17 protein-coding genes and 1 tRNA gene are annotated in these 26,412 nt (G+C 58.0%); 9 read left to right on the forward strand and 9 right to left on the reverse strand.

Annotated features, from left to right (window positions below; all coding sequences use genetic code 11):
* Window positions 1-27 precede the first annotated feature (27 nt).
* The 4 genes from K334_RS0102805 to K334_RS14360 all read left to right on the forward strand — a co-directional run bounded on the left by K334_RS0102805 (window position 28) and on the right by K334_RS14360 (window position 5,797).
* Window positions 28-1,866 (forward strand): membrane dipeptidase, encoded by a 1,839-nt coding sequence (locus tag K334_RS0102805; protein WP_025881623.1) that lies wholly within the window; start codon window positions 28-30, stop codon window positions 1,864-1,866.
* Between the two features lie 15 nt (window positions 1,867-1,881).
* Window positions 1,882-2,913, forward strand: a complete 1,032-nt coding sequence (locus K334_RS0102810; protein ID WP_025881622.1) for a M28 family peptidase — start codon at window positions 1,882-1,884, stop codon at window positions 2,911-2,913.
* Between the two features lie 77 nt (window positions 2,914-2,990).
* On the forward strand, window positions 2,991-4,808 hold the full coding sequence (gene argS, locus K334_RS0102815) for an arginine--tRNA ligase (RefSeq protein WP_025881620.1): 1,818 nt from the start codon (window positions 2,991-2,993) through the stop codon (window positions 4,806-4,808).
* A gap of 65 nt (window positions 4,809-4,873) precedes the next feature.
* Window positions 4,874-5,797, forward strand: a complete 924-nt coding sequence (locus K334_RS14360; protein ID WP_081658013.1) for a DUF559 domain-containing protein — start codon at window positions 4,874-4,876, stop codon at window positions 5,795-5,797.
* A 63-nt stretch (window positions 5,798-5,860) separates the two neighbouring features.
* Here K334_RS14360 and K334_RS0102825 read toward each other — a convergent pair whose 3' ends face one another.
* The 8 genes from K334_RS0102825 to K334_RS0102865 form a co-directional block, all read right to left on the reverse strand.
* The gene (locus tag K334_RS0102825) at window positions 5,861-7,333 is read right to left on the reverse strand and encodes an arylsulfatase (protein WP_051218636.1); all 1,473 of its coding nucleotides are present in this window, start codon (window positions 7,331-7,333) and stop codon (window positions 5,861-5,863) included.
* Between the two features lie 64 nt (window positions 7,334-7,397).
* A complete protein-coding gene (locus K334_RS0102830) occupies window positions 7,398-9,467 on the reverse strand; it encodes a RagB/SusD family nutrient uptake outer membrane protein (RefSeq protein ID WP_025881619.1) in 2,070 nt (689 codons plus the stop codon).
* An 18-nt stretch (window positions 9,468-9,485) separates the two neighbouring features.
* Entirely contained in the window at window positions 9,486-12,986 is a 3,501-nt protein-coding gene (locus tag K334_RS13390) for a SusC/RagA family TonB-linked outer membrane protein (RefSeq protein ID WP_248623497.1), read from the reverse strand.
* 1,432 nt (window positions 12,987-14,418) lie between these two features.
* Window positions 14,419-16,341 carry a 4-hydroxy-3-methylbut-2-en-1-yl diphosphate synthase gene (locus tag K334_RS13395; protein ID WP_051218637.1) on the reverse strand — a complete coding sequence of 641 codons (1,923 nt, stop codon included), beginning with the start codon at window positions 16,339-16,341 and terminating at the stop codon, window positions 14,419-14,421.
* A 3-nt stretch (window positions 16,342-16,344) separates the two neighbouring features.
* On the reverse strand, window positions 16,345-16,848 hold the full coding sequence (gene purE, locus K334_RS0102850) for a 5-(carboxyamino)imidazole ribonucleotide mutase (RefSeq protein ID WP_027444479.1): 504 nt from the start codon (window positions 16,846-16,848) through the stop codon (window positions 16,345-16,347).
* An 18-nt stretch (window positions 16,849-16,866) separates the two neighbouring features.
* Window positions 16,867-17,481, reverse strand: coding sequence for a phosphatase PAP2 family protein (locus K334_RS0102855; protein WP_025881618.1), 615 nt, complete (start codon window positions 17,479-17,481; stop codon window positions 16,867-16,869).
* Between the two features lie 54 nt (window positions 17,482-17,535).
* Window positions 17,536-19,059, reverse strand: a complete 1,524-nt coding sequence (gene rpoN / locus K334_RS0102860; protein WP_025881616.1) for an RNA polymerase factor sigma-54 — start codon at window positions 19,057-19,059, stop codon at window positions 17,536-17,538.
* Between the two features lie 8 nt (window positions 19,060-19,067).
* Complete coding sequence (locus tag K334_RS0102865) at window positions 19,068-19,715, reverse strand: hypothetical protein (RefSeq protein ID WP_025881615.1); 648 nt, start codon at window positions 19,713-19,715, stop codon at window positions 19,068-19,070.
* A gap of 332 nt (window positions 19,716-20,047) precedes the next feature.
* Between K334_RS0102865 and K334_RS0102870 the strand changes: the two genes are divergently transcribed.
* From K334_RS0102870 to K334_RS0102875, 3 genes are all read left to right on the forward strand, one after another.
* Complete coding sequence (locus K334_RS0102870; protein ID WP_027444480.1) at window positions 20,048-20,929, forward strand: PfkB family carbohydrate kinase; 882 nt, start codon at window positions 20,048-20,050, stop codon at window positions 20,927-20,929.
* A 131-nt stretch (window positions 20,930-21,060) separates the two neighbouring features.
* On the forward strand, window positions 21,061-21,210 hold the full coding sequence (locus K334_RS14715) for a hypothetical protein (RefSeq protein WP_154655532.1): 150 nt from the start codon (window positions 21,061-21,063) through the stop codon (window positions 21,208-21,210).
* Window positions 21,211-21,444: 234 nt separating this feature from the next.
* Window positions 21,445-21,518: transfer RNA gene (locus K334_RS0102875), tRNA-Ile, on the forward strand.
* A gap of 318 nt (window positions 21,519-21,836) precedes the next feature.
* Here the strand turns inward: K334_RS0102875 and K334_RS0102880 are convergent.
* Window positions 21,837-22,511, reverse strand: coding sequence for a class I SAM-dependent methyltransferase (locus K334_RS0102880; protein WP_027444481.1), 675 nt, complete (start codon window positions 22,509-22,511; stop codon window positions 21,837-21,839).
* Between the two features lie 352 nt (window positions 22,512-22,863).
* Here K334_RS0102880 and K334_RS0102885 point away from each other — a divergent pair, with 352 nt between their 5' ends.
* Window positions 22,864-25,449, forward strand: a complete 2,586-nt coding sequence (locus K334_RS0102885; RefSeq protein WP_027444482.1) for a calcium-translocating P-type ATPase, PMCA-type — start codon at window positions 22,864-22,866, stop codon at window positions 25,447-25,449.
* A gap of 5 nt (window positions 25,450-25,454) precedes the next feature.
* Window positions 25,455-26,396: a bifunctional riboflavin kinase/FAD synthetase gene (locus tag K334_RS0102890; RefSeq protein WP_027444483.1), complete on the forward strand. Its 942-nt coding sequence runs from the start codon at window positions 25,455-25,457 to the stop codon at window positions 26,394-26,396.
* Window positions 26,397-26,412 lie beyond the last annotated feature (16 nt).

Raw genomic sequence — 26,412 nt, forward strand, 5'->3', positions numbered from 1 at the left:
GACAGCCCTCCGTTCGTGGGCCTTTTTATGGAAACATTCGATTTAGCGTCGCATTTGAGTTCCGTTTACGCGACATACCCAGAGGCCGATCGTCGTCCGATCATTGGCCTTACCGCCAATTACAGTGACATGGACATTACGCTGCGCGACTGCTACTACAAGCAGGTGGTGGCTGCCGGCGGCGTCCCCGTGGTGCTGCCTCCCGTCGCCGACACGGCCGTTGTCATCAATACGCTGGACCGGTTGGACGGTCTCATCTTCACCGGAGGGGCCGACTACAATCCTTTGTGGGGCGGCGAGCAGCCCGAGCGTGCGTTGGGCAATGTCAATAAGGAACGTGATTTGGCCGAGTTGCTGACCGTGGGGCTGGCCTACAACCGCCAGATTCCCATGCTGGGCATTTGCCGGGGCATGCAGACGCTGGCCTTGGCGTTGGGCGGAAAACTGACACAAGATATTTATTCGACCGATTCCGAACAAGGGAAAGTCCCCCATCGCATCAAGCATAGCCAGGATGCGGCACGCAATGAGGCTACGCACACGGTCGCGTTGGAAGCCGGCAGCATACTGGCCGAACTCTATCAGACCGACCGGCTCTTTGTCAACTCCTTCCACCACCAGGCCGTCGCCGACTGCGGGAAACGTTTCAAGGCGACGGCACAGGCCCCGGATGGCATTGTCGAGGCCATGGAAAGCCGCGAATTCAAGGATATAATGGGCGTGCAATGGCACCCGGAGTGGCTCGAAGAGGACGGACTCAAGCTGTTTGCGTGGCTCGTTCGCAGGGCGAAGGACTTTGCGGAGGCCAAGGATCTGCACCGTCGCGTGCTGACCCTCGACACACATTGCGACACGCCGATGTTCTTTCCGCAGGGCGTTGAGTTCGGTCATCGCGACCCCCGCATCCTCTACGACCTGCACAAGATGGCCGACGGACGACAGGACGCCGTCACGATGGTGGCCTACTTGCCGCAACCGCAGACAGACGAAACCTTCTCCTCCAAGCTCGACCTGCAAGGAATCGCCACGCACAACCCTTTGCTGGCACAGAAATACATGACAAAGGGCGAAGGGGGACGGCTTGAAACAACCCCTGCCGCCTATACGAATCTCATCTTCGACAAGATAGAGGAGATTGTCAACGCCCATCCTCATGCTATAGCTATCGCACGGACGCCCCAGGATTTGTATGACAACAAGCGCAACCAACGCAAGAGTATCATGCTCGGTATCGAGAACGGGTTGGCCATCGAGGATGACCTGGACAATCTCGAACGCTTCAAGCGACGTGGCGTCGTCTACATGACGCTGTGCCACAACGGCGACAACGCTATCTGCGACAGTGCCCGCGGCAGCCATACGCATGGCGGCGTGAGCCTCTTCGGCGAGCAGGTGATACGGGAAATGAACCGCCTGGGCATGATGGTCGACCTGAGCCATGGCGGCGAAAAGAGTTTTTATGACGCCTTGGATATCAGCGACAAGCCCATCGTTTGCAGCCATAGCAACGCAAAGGCGTTGTGCGACGTGCCCCGCAATCTGACCGACGACCAGCTGCGGGCCCTTGCCCGGAAGGGAGGCGTGGCCCATGTCACGCTGTATCACGGCTTTCTGCGGCAGAATGGCGAGGCCACCATCCACGACGTGCTGGCCCATCTGGAGCATTTCATCCGGGTGATGGGTGTCGATCATGTGGGAATCGGCAGCGACTTCGACGGCGACGGCGGCATTCGCGGCTTGGCCGACAGCTCCGAACTGATACAATTCACCATCCGGCTGTTGCGGCGACGCTACAACGAGGACGACATCCGCAGGATATGGGGCGGCAACTGGCTGCGCGTGATGGAACAAGTACAGAACGTATAAAACAAGAAAACGGTAATGAAGAACTCTATGAAGACAATATTGGCACTCGCGGCGGCAGGCCTTCTGGGCGGCGGCGCTTATTTCTATAACGCGTCGAAGGCCGAGACGGCGATGGTGGAAGAGGCGGAAGAGGTGGAGAAGGTGAAGCCGGTAGGCCCTGTTTTCAATGCCGACAGCGCCTTCGCCTTCACGCAGGCGCAGTGCGACTTCGGCTTTCGCGACATGAATTCGGCCGGCCACGACCGTTGCGGCGACTGGATTGTCAGTCGCTTCAAGGCTTTCGGCTGCAAGACCACGAGCCAAAAGATGGATTTGAAGGGCTATGACGGCACCCTGTTGAGGTGCCATAACATCATGGCCAGCTACAATCCGGCCGCCACTACCCGCATCTTGCTCTGCGCCCACTGGGACAGCCGGCCCTGGGCGGACAACGACCCCGACTCCGCCAATTGGCGGAAGCCCATCTTGGCGGCCAACGACGCAGCCAGCGGCGTGGCTGTCATGCTGGAACTGGCCCGCCTGCTCCATACCGACGCTCAGCGGCTGCCGGCCAATCTGGGTGTCGACTTCGTCTGTTTCGACGCCGAAGACTGGGGGACGCCGCAGTGGGCGTCGGTCGCCGATGACGGAAACTCGTGGGCTTTGGGCTCGCAATACTGGAGTGCCCACCTGCCCGAAGGCTACGAAGCCCGCTACGGCATTCTGCTCGACATGGTCGGCGGCGTGGGCGCCAAGTTCCATCGGGAGCAGCTGTCGATGCAATACGCACCGGAGATTGTCAGGAAGGTGTGGCGCGCGGCCCGACAGGCCGGCTACGGCAGCTTCTTCCCCAACAGCGACGGCGGCGCCGTCACCGACGACCACGTTGCCGTGAACCAGGTGGCCCGCATTCCGACCATCGACATCATCCCCTATTATCCCGATTGCGCCCAAAGCAGCTTCGGACCGACGTGGCATACCTTGGCCGACAACATGGACAACATCGACAAGAACACGCTCAAGGCCGTGGGTCAGACGCTTGTGCAGGTGCTGTTTACCGAGCGGTAAAATTCAAGTGATTTATTTTGGAGTTAGCGCTTTTTGCGCTAACTTTGCATCATCAATAACCGAATTAAACTTCCCCTATGAATATTGAAAGTCAAATTAGCGGTTCTGTTATCGCTTCGATAAAAGAACTCTATGGCCAAGATGTGCCTTCCGACATGGCGCAACTTCAGAAAACGCGCAGCGATTTTGAAGGCAATCTGACCTTGGTGGTGTTCCCTTTCCTGAAGATTTCAAAGAAACGGCCGGAAGAAACGGCCCAGGAAATCGGCCAATATCTGGTCGAAAACTGCAAGGCCGTGGCCACGTTCAATGTCGTGAAGGGCTTTCTGAACCTCACGGTGGCCGACGCGGCCTGGGTGGAGCTGCTCAGCGACATCAACGCCGACGAACTTTATGGCGAGAAAAGGGCCGTTGCCGACGCGCCGCTGGTGATGGTCGAGTACAGTTCGCCCAACACCAACAAGCCGCTTCACCTGGGACACGTCCGCAACAACCTGCTCGGCTGGTCGCTGGCGCAAATCATGGAGGCCAACGGCAACAAGGTGGTGAAGACCAATATCGTGAACGATCGCGGCATTCACATCTGCAAGAGCATGCTGGCCTGGCTGAAATGGGGCGACGGAATCACACCCGAGCAGGCCGGAAAGAAGGGCGACCATCTCATCGGCGACTTCTATGTGGCTTTCGACAAGCACTACAAGGCCGAATGTGAGGCCTTGAAGGCGCAGTACATGAGTGAGGGGATGGACGAGGAAGCGGCTTCCGAGAAGGCCAAGAGCGAAGCTCCGCTCATGAAGGAAGCCCGTGAAATGCTCGTGAAATGGGAACGGAACGACCCCGAAGTGCGTGCTTTGTGGAAGAAGATGAACGACTGGGTGTATGCCGGTTTCGATGAAACCTACAAGGCATTGGGCGTCGGTTTCGACAAGATATATTACGAATCAGAGACATACCTCGAGGGAAAGAAGAAGGTGGAGGAGGGTCTCGACAAGGGACTCTTCTACCGGAAGGATGACAACAGTGTATGGGCAGACCTTTCCAACGAAGGTCTGGACCAGAAACTGTTGCTCCGTTCTGACGGCACCTCGGTGTATATGACACAGGATATCGGCACGGCCGAGATGCGTTTCAACGACTTCCCCATCGACAAGATGATTTATGTGGTGGGCAACGAGCAGAACTATCACTTCCAGGTGTTGTCGCTGCTGCTCGACCGCCTAGGTTTCAAGTGGGGCAAGGAGCTGGTTCACTTCTCCTACGGCATGGTGGAACTGCCCAACGGCAAGATGAAGAGCCGCGAGGGTACGGTGGTGGACGCCGACGAACTCATCGCGACGATGATAGACGACGCGCGCCGGACGAGCGACGAACTGGGCAAGTTCAAGGACATGACCGAAGACGAGAAGCGGGAGATAGCCCGCATCGTGGGTCTCGGCGCGCTGAAATACTTCATTCTGAAGGTGGACGCCCGCAAGAACATGCTCTTCAATCCAGCCGAGAGTATCGACTTCAACGGCAATACCGGGCCTTTCATCCAGTACACATACGCCCGCATCCGCAGTATCATGCGCAAGGCGGCCGCCGACAACATCGCTTTGCCCACGGCTTTGCCGACCGACACGCGGCTCAACGCCAAGGAAATAGAGTTGATTCAGAAGGTCAGCGAGTTCGGCGCGGCTGTCGAACAGGCCGGCATGGACTACAGTCCGAGCGGCATAGCCAACTACTGTTACGAACTGACCAAGCTGTTCAACCAGTTCTATCACGACTATAGCATTCTCAATGCCGACAGCCGTGAAGAGAAAGTGGCACGCCTCGTGCTGGCACGGAACGTGGCCAAGACCATCAAGAACGGCATGGCCCTGCTCGGTATCGAAGTTCCTGAACGTATGTAATACACGAAGCCTCCCCCTTGCCCCCTCCGGAAGGAGGGGGAAATATATCGGCAATCATACCACACATGAGCGAGCGCAAAGATGAGTTTGTTTACGAAACGGCGGAACCTGCTTCCTATCATTTGTTGAAGCAGCTTGCCCAGGAAAACAAACTCTTCATGACCGACGCCGAACAAGCGCTTTGGCACATGCTCAAGGGGAATGGCATTGGCCATAAGTTCAGGCGGCAACAAATCATTGGCGATTACATTGCCGACTTCGTCAACCTTCATTATAAACTCGTAGTCGAGGTAGACGGCAAATATCATTTCAAGGGTGAACAACCCGTCAGAGACGAGCTTCGCACGGCCGACCTGAACCGAATGGGCTACACGGTTGTCCGCTTTACCAACGAAGAGGTGCTTGGCAATATCAATAAAGTGGCTTGGCAGCTCAAAGACATTATCCGACACATGGAAATCTCATATCCCAAGAAGCCAGAGACAACTGCCGGCAAAACATCCCATACACTTTCGCAGCCGACAGCCGCCGGCCCTGTCGCCGCTCCCTCTCCCCTTGAAGAGGGCTGGGGAGAGGCCGTCCTCCGCAATGCCTGGGCCGTGGACGCGGCCTGCTCGGGCAATCCCGGACCGATGGAATATCAGGCCATCGACTTGCAGACGGGCGAGCGGGTGTTCCACTTCGGGCCGATGCAAGGCACCAACAACATCGGCGAGTTTCTGGCCATTGTCCATGCGCTGGCCCTCCTGGAGAAGCAGGGAATGCACGACAAGGTGATCTATTCCGACAGTTACAACGCCATCCTGTGGGTCAACAAGAAGCAGTGCAAGACCAAGTTGGCGCGCAACGCGCAGACCGAGCCGGTCTTCCAGATCATCGCCCGCGCCGAAGCATGGCTCCGCACGCATCCTCTCCGCACGCCCATCATCAAATGGGAGACGAAGAAGTGGGGCGAGGTGCCGGCCGATTTCGGGCGGAAAAGCCGATAGTCGGCCGTCACCTGCGCCTTTTCTTCATCCCCCTGTGCCGTTCAGCGGGGCGGCCGTGGCCCCTTAGCGGGGCATGGTGATGGGGAACAGCGGATTGTCGACATGCTCCCGCTTGATGATTTCCACCATCTTTCTTACGATGTCGGGGTGCCGGTCGGCGATGTCGTTATCCTCATGCAGGTCGACTGACAAATCATAGAGGCGGGGGGTTCCTTTCACTACAATCAGTTTCCAGTCTCCCATCCTCACACCGATTTGGTCGGTCTCGGCAAATTCCCAATAAAGATACTCATGCCGTTGCTGCGCCTCGTTCTTGCCCAAGAGCGTCGGGGCGAAGGAGACGCCGTCGAAGTGGTCGACGGGCAGGGCCTTGTTGGCATACTTGCGCACATAGTTCTTCACGCCCGTCAGCTCGCAGAAAGTTGGCATCAAGTCGTAGAAGGCCACTTGCAGGTCGTTCACCGTGCCGGCCGCAATCCGTCCCGGCCAACGGGCGATGAACGGTATTCTGATTCCACCCTCGTAGCACTGCCGTTTCAGTCCGCGCAGCTTGCCGTCGCGGCCGAAGAACGTCGGGTCGGCGCCTCCCTCTTCGTGCGGGCCGTTGTCGCTGGTGAAGATGACCAGCGTGTTGTCGGCTAGTCCTTTCTCTTCGAGCTTCGCCATGATTTGTCCTACATACGCGTCGAGGCGCGTTATCATGGCCGCGAACTGCGCGTGCGTGTGCTCCACGGCGTTGTAGCGCGAGTTTTCCTGGCCTCCCCACGTCCTGTCCGTAAAGAACTTCTTCTTATATGCCTCCACCAGCGAGTCGTCCGGCTGGACCAGTTCGGCGTGGGGCAGCGTGTAGGTGAACACTCCGAAGAAAGGTTTGCGCCCGTCCTGGGCGTCCAGCCATTGCAGGGCACGCCTGTGAATGAGGTCGGCCGAATAGGCCGTGCGCTTGCGATAGTCCTTTCCGAACATCGGATGGGCGATATTGTCGTCCAGCACCACGCGGCTGACAGCCGTGTCGCCGCGTGTCCGGCTGTATTCGTTCAGGAAGTTGGGATAATACAGATGTGCCTGAAACTGACAGATGTAGCCGAAGAACTCGTCCACGCCCCGCTTGTCGGGCGTCGACACCGAGCCTTCGTAGCCGCCGGCCCACTTGCCGAACATGCCCGTCCTGTAGCCGTTGTCCTTCATGATTTCGGGCAGGATGACGTGCCTGGGGTCATACGGATGTTGGCCCACCACACTGTAATCCCGGTTTCGTCCATAGAAAACGGGCTTGCTGTCGGCCCAGTATTCCTTGTTGCCACGCACCTCCGTGTGGCCCGAATGCTGTCCTGTCATCATGCAGGCCCGCGACGGCGCGCTCACCGGCGCGCCGGCATAAGCCTGCGTGAAGCGCATGCCATCGCGGGCCATGCGGTCTATGTTCGGCGTACTGATGTATGGCTGACCATAGCATCCCAGGTCGCCATATCCCATGTCGTCGCACATGATGTAGATGATGTTGGGCCTGGCCGACTTGGCCGGCTTGGCCATCATAGACGGAGCGGCGGCCAATGCCGCCGCTCCTGCTATCCATATAGAAGTCTTCTGTTGCATGTCGTCATTCTCCAAGACCGAACAGTTCGTTGTATCCGGGGTTTTGCGTCAGCTTCCGGTTCAGGACGATCTGGCTCGTCGGCACCATCCTCAAATAGTAGGTGTCCAGCCAGCCGCCTTGCGTCAGCGGACTTTCGTAAGTATAGATCCAACCACTGCCCACGCTGTTGTTCTCCGCGGTCGCCTTGCCGGTGCTCTTGATTTGGTCGTAGTCGACGAACTGTCCCGTATAGGCATTGTTCTTGGGCGCGTAGATGTTGTTTTTGGCCGTCGTCCAGAGGCCGCAAGGCTGGCGGTTGACATAGTAAGCCGCCTTGGCCCAGCGTCGAATGTCGTAGAAAGCGAAGCCTTCGCCAAACAATTCTATTTGGCGTTCACGCCGAATCTCCCACAAAACAGGGTCGACATTGTAGTTTCCGAATTTGCCGCCCTTGCCCGTCCACCAGGGCGCGTTGCCCTTGTCGCGTGCGGGGTCGAAGTTTTCGTTGATGTCGGCCACCGTCATCTTCCCCACGCCCGAGCGTTCGCGCAACTTGTTGATGGTCATATCGGCCACCGTCTGGCTGAACTGGTTGAGTTCCCATGCGGCTTCGGCATAGTTGAGCAGCACTTCCTCTATCTTGAAGATGGGCTTGTCGGCCGTGCAGAAGGCTGAAGAACCGGTGGAGAACTCCCACATGTCGTAGTTCTTCCAGAAGTAGTAGCCGGTCCGGCAGCGCATGTAGGGCACGCGCGAGTCGGTCGTCAGGTTGGGGCTGACCGGTGTCAGCGACGCGCCCCAGTTCTGTCCGGGACACCGCTTCATGCCTTCGCCTCCGGCTGCGCCGCCCCGCACGCACTTCACGTTGGCGCCCATGTGGTCGATGTAGTATCTGTACTTGGCTTCCTCCTCAGCCGTCACGACATGTCCTTGGTTGTTGTTGCCTGCCTTGAGGAACTTCCATGTCCTGAACGTGTTCACGTTGTCGGGCATCTTGTTGTTCGGCGCCACCACATAAGGCGGCTGTATGTTGTGATACAGGCGCGGGTCGCGGTCGGCGAAGGTGTCCCACATGTCCTTTCCCTTGCCACCCTTGTAGCCCGAGGCCGCGTTTGCGATGGGCAGGCCGTTCTTCATCAGGAACATGTCCACCGTGTATTGGGGAACGTCGGCGGCATTGGCCGCAATGTGCTCGAAGTCGTTGTAGCGGTTCATCAGCATGTTGTCGACAAACTCCTTGCAGAGGATGACACCGGGCTTTCCCTTCAGGCTCTCCGTCGTCCACATCTCTCCGTAGCCGGTGGCCGGATTTTGCGTATCCACGCCTTTGTAGAGGGTGGGATAGGCGTCCATCAGTTCCTTCGACACCGTCATGCACTTCTGCAAGTACTTCTCATACGGCTCGTTCAGGCCGTGATACTTGGCCCAGGTGCCTTCGCGGAGCAGAAACCGCGACAGCGCGGCCTTGACGGCGTTGGCCGTTATGGTGTTGTCGCCATCGTTGAATTTGCCGATGTGCGCGGCGGCATACTCCAGGCGTGCCACAATGCTGTCGGCCACTTCGGCGCGTGGCGTGCGCGGGCCGTAAGTCGCTTCGTCGTTCTCACCAATCACCTTGTCAATCCAGGGCACGTCGCCGAAGCGGTCGATCAGCTCCATGTACCAGAAGGCCGAGAAGAAGAAGCCCACCGAACGCCAATGGGCGGCTTGTTCGGGCGTGAGCGCTCCGTCGTTCAGGTGGCTGAGCATGATGTTGATGCGGCGGATATAGCCGAAGTTCCATCCGCCACCATCCGACGTGGCCGTTATCGTTTCGTAGGCGTAAGGGTTGCGGCTGTTGTCGCGGTGCGTCACCAATCCGCCATACCAGTCGCCGTAGAACTGAGCGTTCAGGTAGCTATTGTTGATGCTGGTCATGATGGTCGTGTTGGTGAACATTTCATAACACGGGTTCATGAAAGCCTTGAAGTTGTCATACTCCTTGAAGGCGTTGCCCTCGGTCAAGTCAGTTACAGGGTACTTCTCCAGGAAGTCGTCGTTGCAAGCCGTCAGGGTCAATGCGCCTGCAAGCAGCGCTATCATTACTTTTTTCATGTGAATCTACTCATTAGGTTAGAAAGTGATACTTGCACCCACTGATATGGTGCGATAATAGGGATAACCCCACGAAATGCCGTTGCTCAGCGCGTTGGCAGTGCTCGAAGCCGCCGACCCTTCGGGGTCGTAGCCTTTCGGCAGGTGGCTGAATGTGGCCAGGTTCTCTATGCTGACATACATCTTCGCGTCCTGAACGAACGTCTTCTTCATCCATGTCTTGGGGAAAGTGTAAGAGAGTGTCACATTCTTGATGCGCAGATAGGCGGCGTTCTGCAGGTACTTGTCGCTCACCCGGGTGTTGGAGCCTACGTTGTTGCCCTGTCCGTAGATGCGGAAGAGCTTGCTGTTGGGGTTCACGGGCACCATGTAGTCGCTGCTTTCAGGGTCGTAGCTCTTGGCGGTCCAGTAGTCCGTCTGGTTGTAGTAGAGCGGTTGGAACACGGCGTCGCCCGCGCCCACGCCGGCAAAGGGGAAGAGTGCTGAGCCGCCGAGCCAATAGTCGCGCTTGCCGACGCCTTGGAGCAGCACGTCGAGGCTGAATCCCTTGTAGGAGGCGCCCAGGCTGGCACCGAACTGATAGCGGGCCGCGTCGTTGCCGATGACCTTTCGGTCGCCGGGGTTGTTGACGGTGTTTTCACCCGAGTTGATGATGCCGTCCTGTTTCAAGTCCTTGAACTTCATGTCGCCCGGCTGCGGGTTGAAGCCGTTGATCTTGGCGACGCCTTCCTTCAGCGTCCATGTGTGGTGCTTGGCCGCTTCGGCGTCGAAGTCGTCGAGCGAGTAGTAGCCGTCGGACACGTAGCCCCAGATTTCGCCAATCTTCCTGCCCACGTAGTAGTCGTTGAGCAGTCCCGACTCGTTGTTGTATTTGGTGATTTCGGCCTGGCTGTCGTAGATGTTGAAGCCCAGGCGATAGCTGAAGTCGCCAATCTTGTCGCGCCATGCGAGGCTCAGTTCCCAGCCCTTGTTCTTCATGTCGGCCACGTTCTGCAAGGGTGCGTCTGTTCCCACTACGTCGGGAATCTCGATGCCTGCGGCCAACATGCCCGTCGTCTTGCGGTTGTACCAGTCGAAGGTGGCCGTCAGGCGGTTGTTGAAGGCGTACAGGTCAAAGCCCACGTTGAACGTCGTCACCTTCTCCCACGTGAAGTTGCTGCTCACCAGGCCGGGAGAAGTGATGTAGGTGGTCTTTCCGCCGCCGTCGAGCAGGTAGGTGCCGCTGCTGTTGACGCTCATCGTCGGGGTGAACTGATAGGGGCTGATACGCTGGTTGCCCACCGAGCCGTAGGACAGGCGCAGCTTGAAGTCGTCGAGCCAGCTGCGCGACCATTCCATGAAGGCCTCCTGACCCAGTCGCCAGCCCACGCTCACCGAGGGGAAGAAGCCGAACCGGTGGTCTTTGGGGAACTTCGAGGAACCGTCGTAGCGGCCGTTCAGCTCCAGGAGGTAGCGGTCGGCGAAGGCATAGTTCAACCGTGCGAATCCGCTGCGGATGGTATATTCGGAATATCTGTCGACGATGGTCTTCTCACCGGTGCCTCCCGCGAAGGAAGGTACGCTCGGGACGGCCTGCGCCAGCACGTTGCCGTAGAAGTAGCGGTAGTAGGATTTCTCCTGGTTGAAGCCCACCATCGCCTTGAAGGCATGCTGTCCCCAGGTGTGTTCATAGTTGGAGAAGATGTTCAGGGCGTTGTATTTCGTCGTGGCGTCGGACATGCGGTAGTAGTCCTGGCCCTTTTCGGTGGAATACTTGGCGGCCAGCTGCACGTCGGCGAAGCGAAATCGGCTCGTGTAGAAGTTGTAGTGTTCGTCGGTGCGGTTGTAGGTGTACTCTCCCGTCACGGTCCATCCGGGCAGCGGCTTCAGTATGGAGCGCAGCAACACGCGTGGAACGGAGGTCTCGGTCTGCGCCACGGGGGCGTAGGTGAGCATGTTCAGCGGAGTCTGCGAGGGCAGGTCTTCCTCGATTCCGAGCACTTCGCCGGGGATTTTGCCCTCCGGATAGTAGTTGACGAGGCGCGTGGAGTAGAAGCCGTTCATGTTTCCGATGTTCTGCGGGCTCTGTCGGGTGGAGTTGGTGTAGATGAGCGTGGCCTCCTGGGTGAACCATTTCAGCACGTCGGCCGAGATGAAGCCGCTCACGGTCTTGCGGCGGTACATGTCCTTGTCGGTCACCAGCGGTCCGTTCTCACGGCTCAGGCTTCCCGAAAGGCGATAGCGGATCTTGTCGCTGCCGCCCGACACGGTGAGGTTGTGGTTGTTGATGGATCCCGTCGACAGGATGTTCTTGGCCAGGTTCTTCTCCGACAGCCAGTAGACGCGCCCGTCGGTGTCTTTGAATATGCCGTCGCCGACGGTGTTGAGCGACGAGGGATCCTGCTGATACTGCGTCAGATAGTCGCGCCACTTGGCCACGTCGCCGTTGCCGGCCCAGTAGGAGTTGGAATATCCGGCCTCCAGATAGGCGTCCAGATACTGCTTCAGCGAAGCCTGCTCCAGGTTGTTGAGCGACCGTTCCCAGCCCACGCTGAAATTGTAGTTGGCCGTGAAGCGCTCGTTGGACTTCGGATGCTTCAGTGTCACGAGCACCACGCCGCCTGCCGCACGTGCTCCGTAGATGGCCTGGCTGGCCGCGTCCTTCAATACCGTGACGCTTTCGATGTCTTCGGGGTTGAGCGTGCTGATGTCACCCTCGACGTTGTCGATGAGCACGAGGGGCGAACCGCCGTTGATGGACAAGGTTCCGCGCACGTTCAGCGACTTGGCGAAGCCGGGGCCGGAGCCTCCGCCGATGGTCAGGCCTGGCATGGCGCCCTGCAGGGCGGCCGCGGCGTTCACGACGGGGCGGTCGCCCAGCACGTCGTCCATCTTCACCTGTGCCACCGAACCGGTCAGGTTGGCTTTCTTCTGCGTGCCGTAGCCCACGACCACCACCTCGTCGATGGACTCGACGTTGCTGCTGAGCGTGACGGTCATGCCCTGCTTGGCGCTGACGGTCTTGTCGGCAAAGCCGATGTAGGAGATGGTGAGCGTGCTGCCCACCGGCGCGTCGAGCGTGAAATGGCCGTCGAGGTCGGTGATCGTGCCGTTCTGGGTGCCTTGCTGCTTGATGGTCGCGCCGATGACGGGCTCACCGTGCTCGTCAAGAACCTTGCCCGACACCTTCTTCGCGCCTGCTTGCTGGGGCGCGGGGTGGGCCGCCTGGCGGGTGATGACGATGGACTTGTCCGAAACGAGTTCGTAGCGGAGGTTGAAGTCGGGCAGCACCTGCGTGAGGATGGAGGCCACCGTCACGTTCTGGCGGTTGAGCGACACGCGGCGCGTAGTGCTCACGATGTCGGTCTGATAGGAGAAATGAAGATTGGTTTGCTTCTCAATCGCGCTGAAAAGCGATTGCAACGTAACGTTTTTGACGTTGATGCTCACTTTCTGAGTCTGCGCGTTCACGACGGAAGCGACGAGAAGACAGAAAAGAACTGTCAGAAAACGGCATGTAGACGAAAGGCTTCGTTTCATGTAAAGATAGGTTTTAGTTAATAATATAAGGTAGGAATGAACGCTCATTCTGCAAGTAAGACCGAGCGACGTTCGAAAAGTACCATGCTTTTTTTATGTTCCACAGCATGTACCGATGGCCTTCGACCGTCCTTCCGGCCATCTTTCGGCCCACATGCGCGGGCTTTTCGTTTCCCCGTCTCTTGTCGCGTGCCTTGCCGAAGCTGCCCTTCGGCGTTGCCAAAGCACAGCTTTCAGCGGCTGAAAGCAGTGCTTTGGGAATGTGAAAGCAGCCCTTTGAGAATGTGGAAGCGGCCCTTTGAGGAGGTCAAAGGCCTGCTTTTGTATTTAAGACATAGCCACATGTTCCGCCAACGACTTTAAGACATAAGGACATAAGGACATAAGGACATGTTTCCTTGTTTTGGTTTTAAAGACATAAGGACATAAAGACATGTTTTTTCGAGCAGCAAGGACAAAGACATAAGGGCCGCAAGCGGCCAAGAAAGACATGGGAGTTTCTCTTCTGCCCCCTCGAAGAATTATCAATATAAGACGAAGGAAGCCAACAGCAGTACAATCACAACTGAAAGACCTACCCCGACCCTCCCAAAGGGAGGGAGAACTGACAAATGAATAAGGATGGAAGCCAACAACACAATCACAATGAGCGTGTAAAGTAAACTGTGTCAGGTCGGTGCATAGGAGATAGCCATGGTGCAGGCGGTTGCATGCGCACTGCACCATGATTATGTCCCTATTCGCCGATTGGATATAAAGAATACACCATGGCTATGTCCCCATGAACCGATTGGGTGTCAACAAATGCCTGTCGCAGGCAGCGCAGGCAGTGAAGCCGGAGGCTTCATCGCTCGATAACCCCTGGTCATCTCTGCGAAGCGGAGTGACCAGGGGATAGAAGACCAAGCGGAAATCGACCCTGGAAGGGTCGCCCAGAGATAGTCGTGATGATGGTGGGCGACCCCTCCAGGGTCGACGGATGGGTGGCGGGCACACCTCCCCCGGTCATCCAGCGGCATGACCGGGGGTTACGGAGAGGTGAAGCCGCCGGCTTCAACCCCGCAGGAAAGCCTCGGGGTCAGTCATGTGAGCCTACTCGCCAGCCATCAAGGGGCAGCCGGTGGCAACCATGGCTAACATATCGCCCTTGTGCTTATGCCTCCGCATGCTTCAAAAGTCAATTGGCAATTCCGACGGCTCACCCGTTATATCCAAAAACATCCACCACAAACGTAAAAAAGACCAAGACCTTCGACCTAGCTTTCTCTGTCACTGGCCAGACAGGGTAGCTCACTGCGCTCGCAACCCTGTCCTATAAAAGGACCAACCGCCAAGGCGGTAGTGCGCAGTGCACCATGGCTATGTCCCTATGCACCGACCTGACACAGTTTGCTTTACACGCTCGTTGTGATTGTGTTGTTGGCTTCCATCATCATTCATTCGTCAGCTCTCCCTCCTTTGGGAGGGTCGGGGTAGGTCTTTCTTCCCCTTCCCTGATCAGCGCCAGCAGGTGCTCGACGGCCACCTCCTGCTGTATGTTCTTCTCTACACACACCTGTCCGCGGTAGAGGCTGACCCTGTTGACGCCCGCGCCCACGTAGCCGTAGTCGGCGTCGGCCATCTCGCCGGGGCCGTTCACGATGCAACCCATGATTCCGATCTTCAGCCCTTTCATGTCCTTGGTGGCCTCGCGAATCCTGGCGATGGTCTCCCGAAGGTCGTAGAGGGTGCGTCCGCAGCCCGGACAGGAGATGTATTCGGTCTTACTGACGCGCAGCCGGGCGGCCTGCAGAATGCCGAAGGCCGTGTCGACGACGGTCTCCTGCGGGATGTCGCCGTCGTTCAGCAGCCACAATCCGTCGGTGAGTCCGTCGATCATCAAGGCCCCCATGTCGGCGGCGGCTTCGAGTTGGAAGTCGCTCTTCTCCGCTTTGGCGTGGCGATACATCTGCGCGAAGACCACGGGATTGAAGAGTCCGGCGTTCATCAGCTCGTGAACCAGCGCGCGCTGGTCGCCCAACCGGTTCTGGTGGTTGCTGACACAAACCACCACCACCTCGGGATGGAGACGCAGACAGGCCTGGTATTCCTCGACAGGCGCGCCGAACTTGAGCACCAGAAACTTCACTTCGGCCTTGGCCATGCCGATGAACGGGATGGCGTTGGTGGGGAAGACGGGGGCCAGCCGACCCTCGGCCACCAGCGGCGACCCGGCCTTTTGCAAGGCGATGTACTTGTCGTAATCCACCAGATACTTCTGTGCGGTTTCCAACTTCTCGGGCAACCGGCCGCCCACATACAGGTAGTCGGCCGACTGTCGGTCTGCGCCGACGACGGTGGCACCCTGCTCCTGCGACAGCGAAGCGATGACCACAGGCACGTTGCTGCCGCCAATGCCGGCCACGGCACGCGTCTTGCGCCGTTGCGGATGCAGCCAGTCGAAGTCCTTCGAGGCCGTTGCGGGAACCACCAGATGGCCTGCGTGGGCGCCGATGTAGTCCACCAGGTGGCGTGCCACGGGTATCTCGGCCGCCGGCTCTTCGCTCAGGCTCACCCGAACCGTGTCGCCAATGCCGTCGGCGAGCAGCGCGCCAATGCCCACGGCACTCTTGATGCGGCCGTCTTCGCCCTCGCCCGCCTCCGTCACGCCCAGGTGGAGCGGATAGTGCATGTCCTCCCGGTCCATCGCGGCCGTCAACATGCGCACCGACTGCACCATGACCACCGTGTTGGAAGCCTTCACCGAGATGACCACATCGTTGAAATCCTCCCGCTTGCAGATGCGGAGAAACTCCATGCAGCTCTCCACTATGCCCGCCGGCGTGTCGCCGTAGCGGTTGCGGATGCGGTCGGAGAGCGACCCGTGGTTCACGCCGATGCGCACGGCCGTGTGGTTTTCCTTGCATATCCGCAGGAAGGGGACGAAGCGGTCTTCTATCTTCTTCAGTTCCTGCGCGTACTCCTCGTCCGTATATTCCTGCTTGATGAAGCGGCGGGCGGGGTCTACATAGTTGCCTGGATTGACACGAACCTTCTCCGCGAAGCGTGCGGCCACGTCGGCCACGTTGGGGTTGAAGTGGACGTCGGCCACCAAAGGCGTGTCATATCCGTCGGCCCTGAGCCGCGCGTTGATGTGCTCCAGGTTCTCCGCCTCCCTGGTTCCTTGTGTCGTCAGCCGCACGAGTTCGCCGCCGGCCTTGATGATTTCCTCGGCCTGCGCCACGCAGGCGTCGGTGTCGTTGGTGTTGGTGGTGGTCATGCTCTGCACCCGGATGGGATTGTCGGCACCCATATCAATGGCACCGACATGCACGACCGTCGTGGCGCGACGCTGGAAATTGAACAGATCCGTCATGCTTTACACCTTATACTTATAGTTGATTTGGGCCAGTTCCTTGTTTGCCTTCTCTATCTTCGCGCCCAGTCCGGCCTTCCAGGCGTCCACTTTGGCCGCCACGTCGTCGTCGGTCAAGGCGATCATCTGGGCCGCGAGGATGGCCGCGTTCTGTGCTCCGTTGACGCCGACGGTGGCCACCGGTATGCCGGGAGGCATTTGGATGATGGACAACATGGCGTCGAGACCGTCGAGCATGCCCTTGATGGGTACGCCGATGACGGGCAACGGCGTCGAGGCGGCTATCACGCCGGGCAGCGCGGCAGCCATTCCGGCCGCTGCAATGATGACTTTCACGCCGCGGGCCTTGGCTCCCTTGGCGAAAGCCTCCACCGCGTCGGGCGTGCGATGGGCCGAAAGGGCGTTCACTTCGAAAGGAATTTCGTTGTCGTCGAGCCACTTGCAGGCCTTTTCCATGACGGGCAGGTCACTCGTACTGCCCATGATAATACTTACTAATGGTTTCATATCGGTTGTGTTTGTTGTTTACAAGAGTATCGTGAAGAACGCCACGGCCATTCCCATGCCGAAGCCTACCACCACCTGGGGCAGCGAATGCTGCCGCAGAATCATGCGGCTGGTGCCCACGGCGCCCGCAAGCACCATCACCAGGCAGAACCACCACATGGGATTGAAGGCGAATATCATCGAGAAAGCCATCAAGGCGCCGGCCACACCGCCGATGGCTGCCGTGTGCGTCGACACCTTCCACCAGATGTTGATGAAGGCGCAGGCCACCTGGATGAGCAGCGCCGCCACGAGAATGCTGCCCATGAAGTGGGGCATGTGGAAGGTTTTCATGAGATAGACGCACAGGAAGTAGCACAGAATGGAGATGACGTAGGGCACCATGCGCCGCTCGCGCAGGCCCAGTTCGATGAGCGACCAGCCCTGCGAATTGCGGTAGAAGCGGATGAGCAGGGTGGGGAGCAGCGACGTGAACACGTAGACCAGCGCCAGAACGGTGAACTTGTAGGACATGGGAAGCATGCTCAGATAACTGAAGACGAACAGCGCCACGAGGCCCACCATGGGTAGATAGAACGGATTGAATACCATGCTGACGGCTCTGGCCGCCACGATGATGTCTTTTTCTTTGATCACTTTGCGATTGATTATGTTCTTTTTCCTTTCTTTGGAATTGTTTCCCGTCCGTCAGTCCTTGCGCAGGCGTGCGATGGGAATGCCCATCTGCTCGCGGTACTTGGCCACCGTGCGCCTTGCCACGGGGTAGCCCAGCTTCTTCATCTCGCGCGCCAGGGCCTCGTCGCTCAGCGGCCGCGCCGCGTCTTCCTTGCCGATCATCTCCTTCAGGGCCAGTTTGATTTTGCGGGTGGACGTCTCCTCGCCACTGCCCGTGTCGTAGCCGTCGGTGAAGAAGAAGCGCAGGGGGAACGTTCCCCATCGTGTCTGCACGTATTTCACATTGCTCACGCGGCTGATGGTCGAGATGTCGAGTCCTGTCTTCTCGGCGATGTCTTTCAGAATCATAGGTTTCAGGTCGGCTTCGTCACCGTCGGTGAAGAACCGGTGCTGCCATGCGATGATGGCCTTCATGGTCACGTACATCGTGTGGCGGCGCTGTCGGATGGCGTCGATGAAGTTTCGCGCCTTGTCCACCTTGTCGCGGGCGTAAACGAAGGCCTCCCTGTCCTGCCGGTTCAGCTTTTCCTTGCGCTCCTTGTAGTCGTCCACCAGCTTCGTGAACGAGGACGAGACAGTCAGGTCGGGCAGTCCGCCGTTGTTCATAGAGAAAGTCACGGTGCCGTCGTCGGCCGTGTCGACGATGAAGTCGGGCGTTATCTGTTGCAGGCTGCGGCCGACGGTCTCGCCCATGGCGGCCCCCGGCTTCGGGTTGAGCCGCTTGATTTCCTCCTTCAGGGCCTCCACGGTGGCGTCGGTCAGCTGCAGTTGTTCCTGAATGCGTCCCCACCGCTTGCGCGTGAAGTCGTCGAAGCAGTTGGCGATGACGTCGCGCATGAGGCTTGTCAGCCGTCCGGATTGTCCTTTTTCCTTTTCTTCGTCGCGCATGCGGTCGATTTGCAGCAGCAGACATTCCTGCAAGGAGCGTGCGCCAATGCCCGCGGGGTCGAACGTCTGGAGCTTCCGGAGCACCTCTTCGATGGTCGCCACGCTCACGTCGATGTTCTGGTAGATGGCCAGTTCGTCGCAAATCGTGTCGAGATCCTTGCGCAGCAGCCCGTCGTCGTCCAGGCTTCCGATGATATATTCCATGATGTGCTCCTTCTGGGGCGTCAGCTCCAGTTCGCCCATCTGCTCCTTCAACTTGTCGTAGAACGACACCGTGTCGCCGTAGACGATTTCCTCGTAGTCGGCGTTCTGCCGCTGGTTCCAGTGTGTGTCGGGCATTTGGTCGTCGTAGCCGATACTCTCCAGCGCGTCGTCGAGGGCGTCCTGGCGTTCCTCGCGCTCGTTCTCCGCCTCGAAACCTTCGGGTTCGTCGCCCGCCACGCTGCCGTCGTCGCGCAGGTCGGGCATGTCATCCTCCCCCTCGTCGGCCTTTTCCAGTGCGGGATTGTCGTCGAGCTGGGCGTTCACGTTCTCCTCCAATTCGTTGATGGGCATTTCGAGCAGGTGAACCACCAGCATTTGCTGCTGCGAAAGGCGTTGCAGCTGCGCCAGTTTCTGCTCTTGGATCTGTATGAGTTTCTGTGCCATGCGTTCCGTTATTTGAAATAATCCTTCAGTTGGGCCGCCAGTGCCGCCAGCGTTTCGGGGTTGTCGTTGCCATAGCGTTGCCAGATGTCGCGGCAGGCGGGCAGCAATGGGTCGGCCGCAAGGTCGCCGCGGTTGAGATAAGGGTCGCAGAATTGAAACACCTCCATCACGTTGACGATGAGCGCGGCGGGTATTTTCAGCAGCCGGGCCTCCTCTTGTATCTCCGAAGTGCCCGCAACCATCGTCAGGGGCGTGAGCCGGAAGTAGAGGTCGAGGATGCGGATGAGCATGACGGGGGTGAGCAGTGGTTGCCGCGGGAGTGGCTTGAAGTCCTTTTCAAACGTCTCGTGGATGTCCACTCCCTCATAGAATCCGTCGGCATTGCCGTAGCCTTTCATCCGCCTCACGCGCTTGGCCTCGCGGCTGAGGCGGCTGTGGTGGTCGGCATAGGTGTCCCAAAGCAGTTGCATGCTGGGCGTGTCCTTTCTGCGGATGCGGAAAAGCTGCTGGTAGATATATACGGGCTCAATGTGAAGCTCAAGACTCAAGTCGATCAAAGGTTTGGAATATAAAGCCTTGACGCCTACCGGTTTTTTCATATAGAGTTGCATCAGCAAAATCCAATACTCCTCTTGCCATAAAGAAAGTGTAACCATCATGAGAATGAGATACGTTTGATGCAAAGATAGTGCAAGTGAGCGCAGAGAGAGTTTGCTCTCAATCTGCCGAGCGCCGCCTATCTTATGCAAAGATACGCCAAATGCGTGATATTCCAAAGCGAAAGCACCACTTTTGTGGAGAGGAAAAAGGGAAATTACCGTAATCTACGGACAGGGGAATCCCGTCAGCAAGACCTTCGACGGCAAGCTCGGCCTATGGCGAAGTCCCTTCTGACGCCGGGCATTCATCGACAGGAAGATAAAAAACCGACAATGATGGTTGGTTTTTGTCAAATAATGCTATCTTTGCAGCATTAAATGTTTATTGAATGAAAGATATATGTTGTATAGGGCATGTCACGCGCGATAGAATCGTGACGCCGGAAAAGACCGTCTACATGCCCGGTGGAACTGCATACTACATGGCCTACGGGATGAATCAGCTGCCTCCGAAGGTTTCGTTCCAGTTGTTGACGAAGGTGGGAGAGGACCAGCGCGGTGAAATCGACAAGATGCGGCAGGCCGGCATCGACGTGGTGTGCCACGACAGCGCGCATACCGTGTTTTTCGAGAATCGCTACGGGCGCAACTCCGACCGCCGCACGCAGCGTGTCTTGGCCAAGGCCGACCCCTTTACGATGGATGAATTGGCGCCGTTGCAGGCCCGCGTCTTTCATTTGGGTTCGCTGCTGACCGACGATTTCTCGCCCGAGGTGGTGGCGTCGCTGGCCGAGCGGGGACGCGTTTCCATCGACGTGCAGGGCTTTCTGCGTGAGGTGAGGGGCGAAAGCGTGCGTCCCGTCAACTGGAAACACAAGCATGAAATCCTGCATTACACCCATATGCTGAAACTGAACGAGCACGAAATGGTGGCCATCGGCGGCAGTCGAGACCCGCGCGAACTGTCGCGCGAACTGGCAGCGATGGGTGTCCGCGAAGTCATCATTACGCTGGGCAGCTACGGTTCGTTCATCTATGCGGGTGACAAGTTCTACCAGATTCCCGCCTACAAGCCGTCGGCACGCACCGACGCCACCGGTTGCGGCGACACGTTCTCCACCGGTTATCTCTACATGCGCCTGCAAGGGGCCGACTGTATGGAAGCCGGCAAGTTCGCCGCGGCCATGTGTACCCTCAAGCTGGAGCACAACGGCCCATTCGACGGTACGATGGAAGACATCGAACGCGTGGCGGGGCAGTCCTTCCGGTAGCCTTTCGCGACCGGAAACTACGACGGCATTCGTCTTGACGCGACGTGGAGATTCCGGCGGCATGCGCCGCATCGCAGCGTCGGACGTTTTCCGTCGTTTGCGTTGTCGTCTTCTGACTTTCCGTTTGCAATGTGCACATATTCAGGGCACAAGGACGTGAAAATCTGCAACGTGTGCAGTTCCGCGATTCCTTTGCATGCGCATGGTGCGCCTCGTCGTACATCTCGGCAGAGGGTGGCGATGGTGGCGTCAAGTGCATGGCCGGCACGCTTGAAGCGTAACGTTCATATTTGTATTTTTGTTTGTGGTTATTCAAATATGCAAGAGTAGCCGCGTTTTTTGGCTATCATGCAAGGGTATCAGCATTCTTTTGCTGTCATGCAAGAGTAGCCGCGTTTTTTGGCCATATTGTCACTTGAAATGTCGGATGTCCCCAATTTGTTGCAAAATATTTGGTCAGTTGCTTCAAATGTCGTATCTTTGCCGCATAAAACTTATCCCACGAGGCGTAAGTTGGACTTGTAGCTCAGTTGGTTAGAGCAACAGACTCATAATCTGGAGGTCCCTGGTTCAAGCCCAGGCTGGTCCACACTGAAACTCCTATAAGCAAAATGCTTATGGGAGTTTTTCTTTTTTCCTATAGTTTATGATTCATTTAAAGCAGAAGTACTAAAGAGTAAACAAAAAAGGATGGTACATATAATGTGAAGATTAGAATGACCCACAATAGAGTGGTCAAAGGGATATCTACCAATATTTGTTAGGCAAGAAGATTTAACCAAAACATTCACATCAAAGAATATGATTATGCAGTCTGAAAATAAAAGAAATATGATTATGGAATCTGAAAACAGAATCGTAAGCAACCGACTGGTTGTATTTCGCACCAAAGCTGGAGAAGCATATATCAATGGTCTGCATCGGGTTTGACACATTTGAAAATCAGTATGGAACGTTCGTTTCTTATTTCCACGTTTGCTCCAAATAAAGAACGCAGTTTGTCTTCGGTCTGCCGTCGCGTATAATGGGGAGGGATGAACAGCCCCCGTTTGTCCAAAACCTTTCGCACAAACCAGTCGGCGGGCCTACGTTCTCCCTTGATGTAAAAACATCCGCAAAATGTGCCGCCGGGGTTGAGAACCCGGAAGACCTCGGCAAAGGCCCGTTCCTTTTCAGGGAAGACATGGAAACCATTCATCGAAAGCACGAGGTCGAAGTGTTCACTGGGGAAAGGCAAATCGCCTATGTCGCCTTGCCGCAGAGCGACATGCTTTATTCTCGCTTTGTCGAAGCGCGAACGCGCAATGTCGAGCATCTCCCGCGAGTAGTCCACCCCCGTAATCTCTGCATTTGTCATCTGACGGTATTTGTCGCAGGTAAAAACAGCCGTGCCCACAGGCACGTCCAGCATCGTACCACTAAAATTGTCTGGAATCATTTCCAGCACTTCTCGGGCTACGGCATTGTCGTCGGTTTTCCAAAGGCAGTGCATATACAGCCACGACCACCATTTGCGCCCTGTCATTACATCGTCGTAGCGATTCATCAATCGGGAATAGGAGTTCTTCTGTGTCATTTCCATTGAGTGAGGTTCTAAAAAATAATGCTTGCGCGTGCCTTGCTTCTGCTTGGCCGATATGGCGATGCGAAGATGGATGAAGTTGATGGCAAATATATATCCGTATGCTCAAAATAAGCGAACGAAGGTTTGTTTTTTTGTTTCAAAACCGTCTTTTTACCTAAAAGTAGGTATGTTGCACAGGCTGTTTCTCATTCCATCAGCAAGCGGAAGGCGGCTCTTGCCCAAAAACGGCGCACTTGGCGTTAAATAATATTGATTGATTGCGGCTTCATGGCTTTTTGTGTAATTTTGCAATGTTAAAAGAAAGTAGGTGAGTCTGTCACCCCTCCTATTCCTTTTATATCATTTTTCTATGACAGAGAACACTTCAGGTAACCATTCTTTGGCGGGACTGTCCGACGAACAGGTCGCCGCCAGCAGGGCACGGCACGGCGAAAACGTGCTGACACCGCCCAAGAAGACATCCCTATGGACGCTTTATCTCGACAAATACAACGACCCCATCATCCGGATACTTCTTGTGGCGGCGGCGATTTCGCTTGTATTCGCCTTCATCGAACAGGATTTCGTCGAGACGATCGGCATTTTCCTGGCCATCGTTTTCGCCACCACCGTGGGCTTCTATTTCGAGCGCGACGCCGCCAGGAAGTTCAACATGCTCACGGCCATGGACGACGACCAACAGGTGAAGGTGCGCCGGGGCGGCCGTGTGGTTGAAATCAGACGGCGCGACGTGGTCGTGGGCGACATCGTCCTGATAGAGACGGGCGACGAGGTGCCCGCCGACGGACGCCTGGCGCAGGCCACCGACTTGCAGATTGACGAGTCGTCGCTCACGGGCGAACCCATCGCCGACAAACGCGTACAGGTCGATGAGGCCGAAACCGACGCGGCCGACGGGGCCACTTATTCGGTCGACATGGTGCTGCGGTCGACGATGGTGATGGCGGGGCGGGGCGAATACGTCGTGACGGCCGTCGGCGACGCCACCGAGATAGGGCAGGTGGCCCGCAAGTCGACCGAGATGACGGCCGTGAAGACGCCGCTCAACGTGCAGCTCGACAAGTTGGCCGTCATGATTTCAAAGGTGGGGGCGGGCGTGGCCATCGCCGCCTTCGTCCTTTTCCTGGGCCATGACATCCTGACCGACAGCCTCTGGCACACACGCGACTACATGCACATGGCCCAGATGGTGCTCAAATACTTCATGATGGCCGTGACGCTCATCGTGATGGCCGTGCCCGAAGGGCTGCCGATGGCTGTCACGCTGGCCCTGGCGCTCAACATGCGGCGCATGCTCAAGTCGAACAACCTGGTCAGAAAACTGCACGCGTGCGAGACCATGGGGGCCGTGACGGTCATCTGCACCGACAAGACCGGCACGCTGACGCAGAACCGGATGCGTGTGGCGCAACCTGCCGCAGCCACTGCCGCAGCAGACCCGTTGCTCGACATCGCCATCGCGCTCAACTCCACGGCCGAACTCAATGGGCAGGAGGTCATCGGCAACCCCACCGAGGGCGCGCTGTTGCTGTGGCTCCAAGACCGTGGCGTCGACTACCGCGTCCTGCGGCGGCGTTACGAGCCGACAGCCCGCGAGCCGTTTTCCACCGAACGTAAGTATATGTCGACCACAGTCATGGTCGACGGCACGGCGCACCGCTTTGTGAAGGGCGCGCCGGAAATCGTGATGGACATGTGCGCCATGCCGCCCGAAGAGCGGACGGCCATCGAGCAGAGGCTTTCAGCCTATCAGCGGCAGGCCATGCGCACGCTGGCCTTCGCCGTGGACGGCCGCTTCCAGCAGGTGTTTGCCATCAGCGACCCCGTCCGCGAGGAGGTTCTCGCCGCCATCCGCCGGTGCCACGACGCCGGGATAGAGGTGAAAATCGTCACCGGAGACACCGCCGCCACGGCCGCGGAGATAGGAAGACAGATTGGCGTCGTCGGCAAAGAAGAGCTGTCCACCAACCCCCACCATCCCGAAGACACCCTAATCACCGGCCCCGCTTGGGCTGCGCTCTCCGACGAGGACGCGTTCCGGCTGGCCCCCTCCATCAAGGTGATGAGCCGCGCCCGTCCGTCGGACAAGCAGCGGCTGGTGGAAATGCTGCAACGGCACGGCGAAATCGTAGCCGTGACGGGCGACGGCACCAACGACGCGCCCGCCCTGCATCATGCCCACGTGGGTCTGTCGCTCGGTTCGGGCACCAGCGTGGCCAAGGAGGCCAGCGACATGACGCTGCTCGACGACTCCTTCGGCTCCATTGTCAATGCCGTCATGTGGGGACGCTCCCTCTACAAGAACATCCAGCGGTTTCTTTACTTCCAACTCGTCGTCAACCTGACGGCCCTGCTGCTCGTGTTGGCCGGTTCGTTGGTGGGCACCGAACTGCCACTGACCGTGACGCAGATTCTCTGGGTCAACCTCATCATGGACACTTTCGCGGCCATGGCCCTGGCGTCGCTGCCCCCTTCGCGCGAGGTTATGGGTGAAGCGCCCCGCAACACGGCCGATTTCATTCTCTCGAAGGCCATGTTCCGTGGCATTGTCTTCACGGGAGCGGCGTTCTTCGTGGTGCTGTTGGCCTTTCTCATCTATTGCGAACGGATACTTCCGGGCGGCATGGGCACCCATGAACTGACCCTCTTCTTCACCACTTTCGTCATGTTGCAGTTCTGGAACCTGTTCAACGCGAAATGCCTGGGCGGCCACCACTCGGCTTTCAGACGGCTGTGGACCGACCGCGGCCTGCTCTTCGTGCTGCTCATCATCCTTGGCGGCCAGTGGCTCATCGTCGAATTTGGCGGCAGAATGTTCCGTACCGACGGCATGTCGGCCCGCGAATGGCTCATGGTCGTGGGCGCCACGTCGGCCGTGTTGTGGCTGGGCGAGGCCTATCGTGGCGTCTGCCGGCTTCTGGAGAGGAAACGATAAAGCGTATGGAAATCATCAAAGTCAACCCCGACACGGGCAACCTGCCGCCCACGGTGGCCACCATCGGCTTCTTCGACGGCGTCCATCGCGGCCATCAATACCTCATCCGGAACATGGTGGAGGAGGCCCGGCTGAGCCACATGGTGTCGACCGTCATCACCTTCGACCGCCATCCCCGCCAAGTGCTGCAGAGCGACTACCAGCCCCGCCTGCTGACCCCGCTCGACAGCAAGCTGCTGCTGCTCTCCAAGACCGGTTGCGACCAGGCGGCCGTGCTCCCGTTCACCCGCGAGATGGCCGCGCTCTCGGCCCACGACTTCATGCGTCGGGTGCTGGTCGACAAGCTCAACGTGCGCAAACTCATCATCGGCTACGACAACCGCTTCGGCCACGACCGCACGGAAGGCTTCGACGACTACGTGCGCTACGGCCGCGAGATGGGCATGGAGGTCATCCGCAACCGGGCCTTCGCCATCGAAGGCGCGCATGTCAGTTCGTCGATGATACGGTCGTTGCTCGAAGAGGGCAGGGTCGACATGGGCCACCGGTGCCTGGGCTACCCCTATACGCTCTCGGGAAAGGTCGTCGGCGGCTATCGAAACGGCCGCAAACTGGGCTTTCCCACGGCCAACATCGATGTTGCGGGGACATGCCAACTGATTCCCGAAGCGGGCGTCTATGCCGTGCGTGTCAGGCTGGAGCACAGCGTGGCGCAGCTGCCCGGCATGATGAACATCGGCGTCCGTCCCACCTTCGGAGGGCAGGCGCAGACGCTCGAAGTCCACATCTTCGACTTCGAAGACAATCTCTACGGGCGGCAGGTCATGGTGTCGTTCGTACAACGCATCCGTTCGGAGCGCAAGTTCGACAACCTGTTGCAGCTGACCGAACAGCTGAAGGCCGACCGCGCCAAGGCCGCCGAACTGCTGGGGCTGAAGGAGTTGTAGGCCCGGGCGGCGCGAA

This window comes from Segatella baroniae DSM 16972 = JCM 13447 (genome assembly GCF_000426585.1).
In the GTDB taxonomy this organism is placed as follows: domain Bacteria; phylum Bacteroidota; class Bacteroidia; order Bacteroidales; family Bacteroidaceae; genus Prevotella; species Prevotella baroniae.

Excerpts from the sequence above, each read along its gene's own strand:
- K334_RS0102805 (WP_025881623.1), top strand. The coding sequence starts at position 28 with ATGGAAACATTCGATTTAGCGTCGCATTTGAGTTCCGTTTACGCGACA.
- K334_RS0102810 (WP_025881622.1), top strand. The coding sequence starts at position 1,882 with ATGAAGAACTCTATGAAGACAATATTGGCACTCGCGGCGGCAGGCCTT.
- argS (WP_025881620.1), top strand. The coding sequence starts at position 2,991 with ATGAATATTGAAAGTCAAATTAGCGGTTCTGTTATCGCTTCGATAAAA.
- K334_RS14360 (WP_081658013.1), top strand. The coding sequence starts at position 4,874 with ATGAGCGAGCGCAAAGATGAGTTTGTTTACGAAACGGCGGAACCTGCT.
- K334_RS0102825 (WP_051218636.1), bottom strand. The coding sequence starts at position 7,333 with ATGATGGCCAAGCCGGCCAAGTCGGCCAGGCCCAACATCATCTACATC.
- K334_RS0102830 (WP_025881619.1), bottom strand. The coding sequence starts at position 9,467 with ATGAAAAAAGTAATGATAGCGCTGCTTGCAGGCGCATTGACCCTGACG.
- K334_RS13390 (WP_248623497.1), bottom strand. The coding sequence starts at position 12,986 with ATGAAACGAAGCCTTTCGTCTACATGCCGTTTTCTGACAGTTCTTTTC.
- K334_RS13395 (WP_051218637.1), bottom strand. The coding sequence starts at position 16,341 with ATGACGGATCTGTTCAATTTCCAGCGTCGCGCCACGACGGTCGTGCAT.
- purE (WP_027444479.1), bottom strand. The coding sequence starts at position 16,848 with ATGAAACCATTAGTAAGTATTATCATGGGCAGTACGAGTGACCTGCCC.
- rpoN (WP_025881616.1), bottom strand. The coding sequence starts at position 19,059 with ATGGCACAGAAACTCATACAGATCCAAGAGCAGAAACTGGCGCAGCTG.
- K334_RS0102865 (WP_025881615.1), bottom strand. The coding sequence starts at position 19,715 with ATGGTTACACTTTCTTTATGGCAAGAGGAGTATTGGATTTTGCTGATG.
- K334_RS0102870 (WP_027444480.1), top strand. The coding sequence starts at position 20,048 with ATGAAAGATATATGTTGTATAGGGCATGTCACGCGCGATAGAATCGTG.
- K334_RS0102880 (WP_027444481.1), bottom strand. The coding sequence starts at position 22,511 with ATGGAAATGACACAGAAGAACTCCTATTCCCGATTGATGAATCGCTAC.
- K334_RS0102885 (WP_027444482.1), top strand. The coding sequence starts at position 22,864 with ATGACAGAGAACACTTCAGGTAACCATTCTTTGGCGGGACTGTCCGAC.
- K334_RS0102890 (WP_027444483.1), top strand. The coding sequence starts at position 25,455 with ATGGAAATCATCAAAGTCAACCCCGACACGGGCAACCTGCCGCCCACG.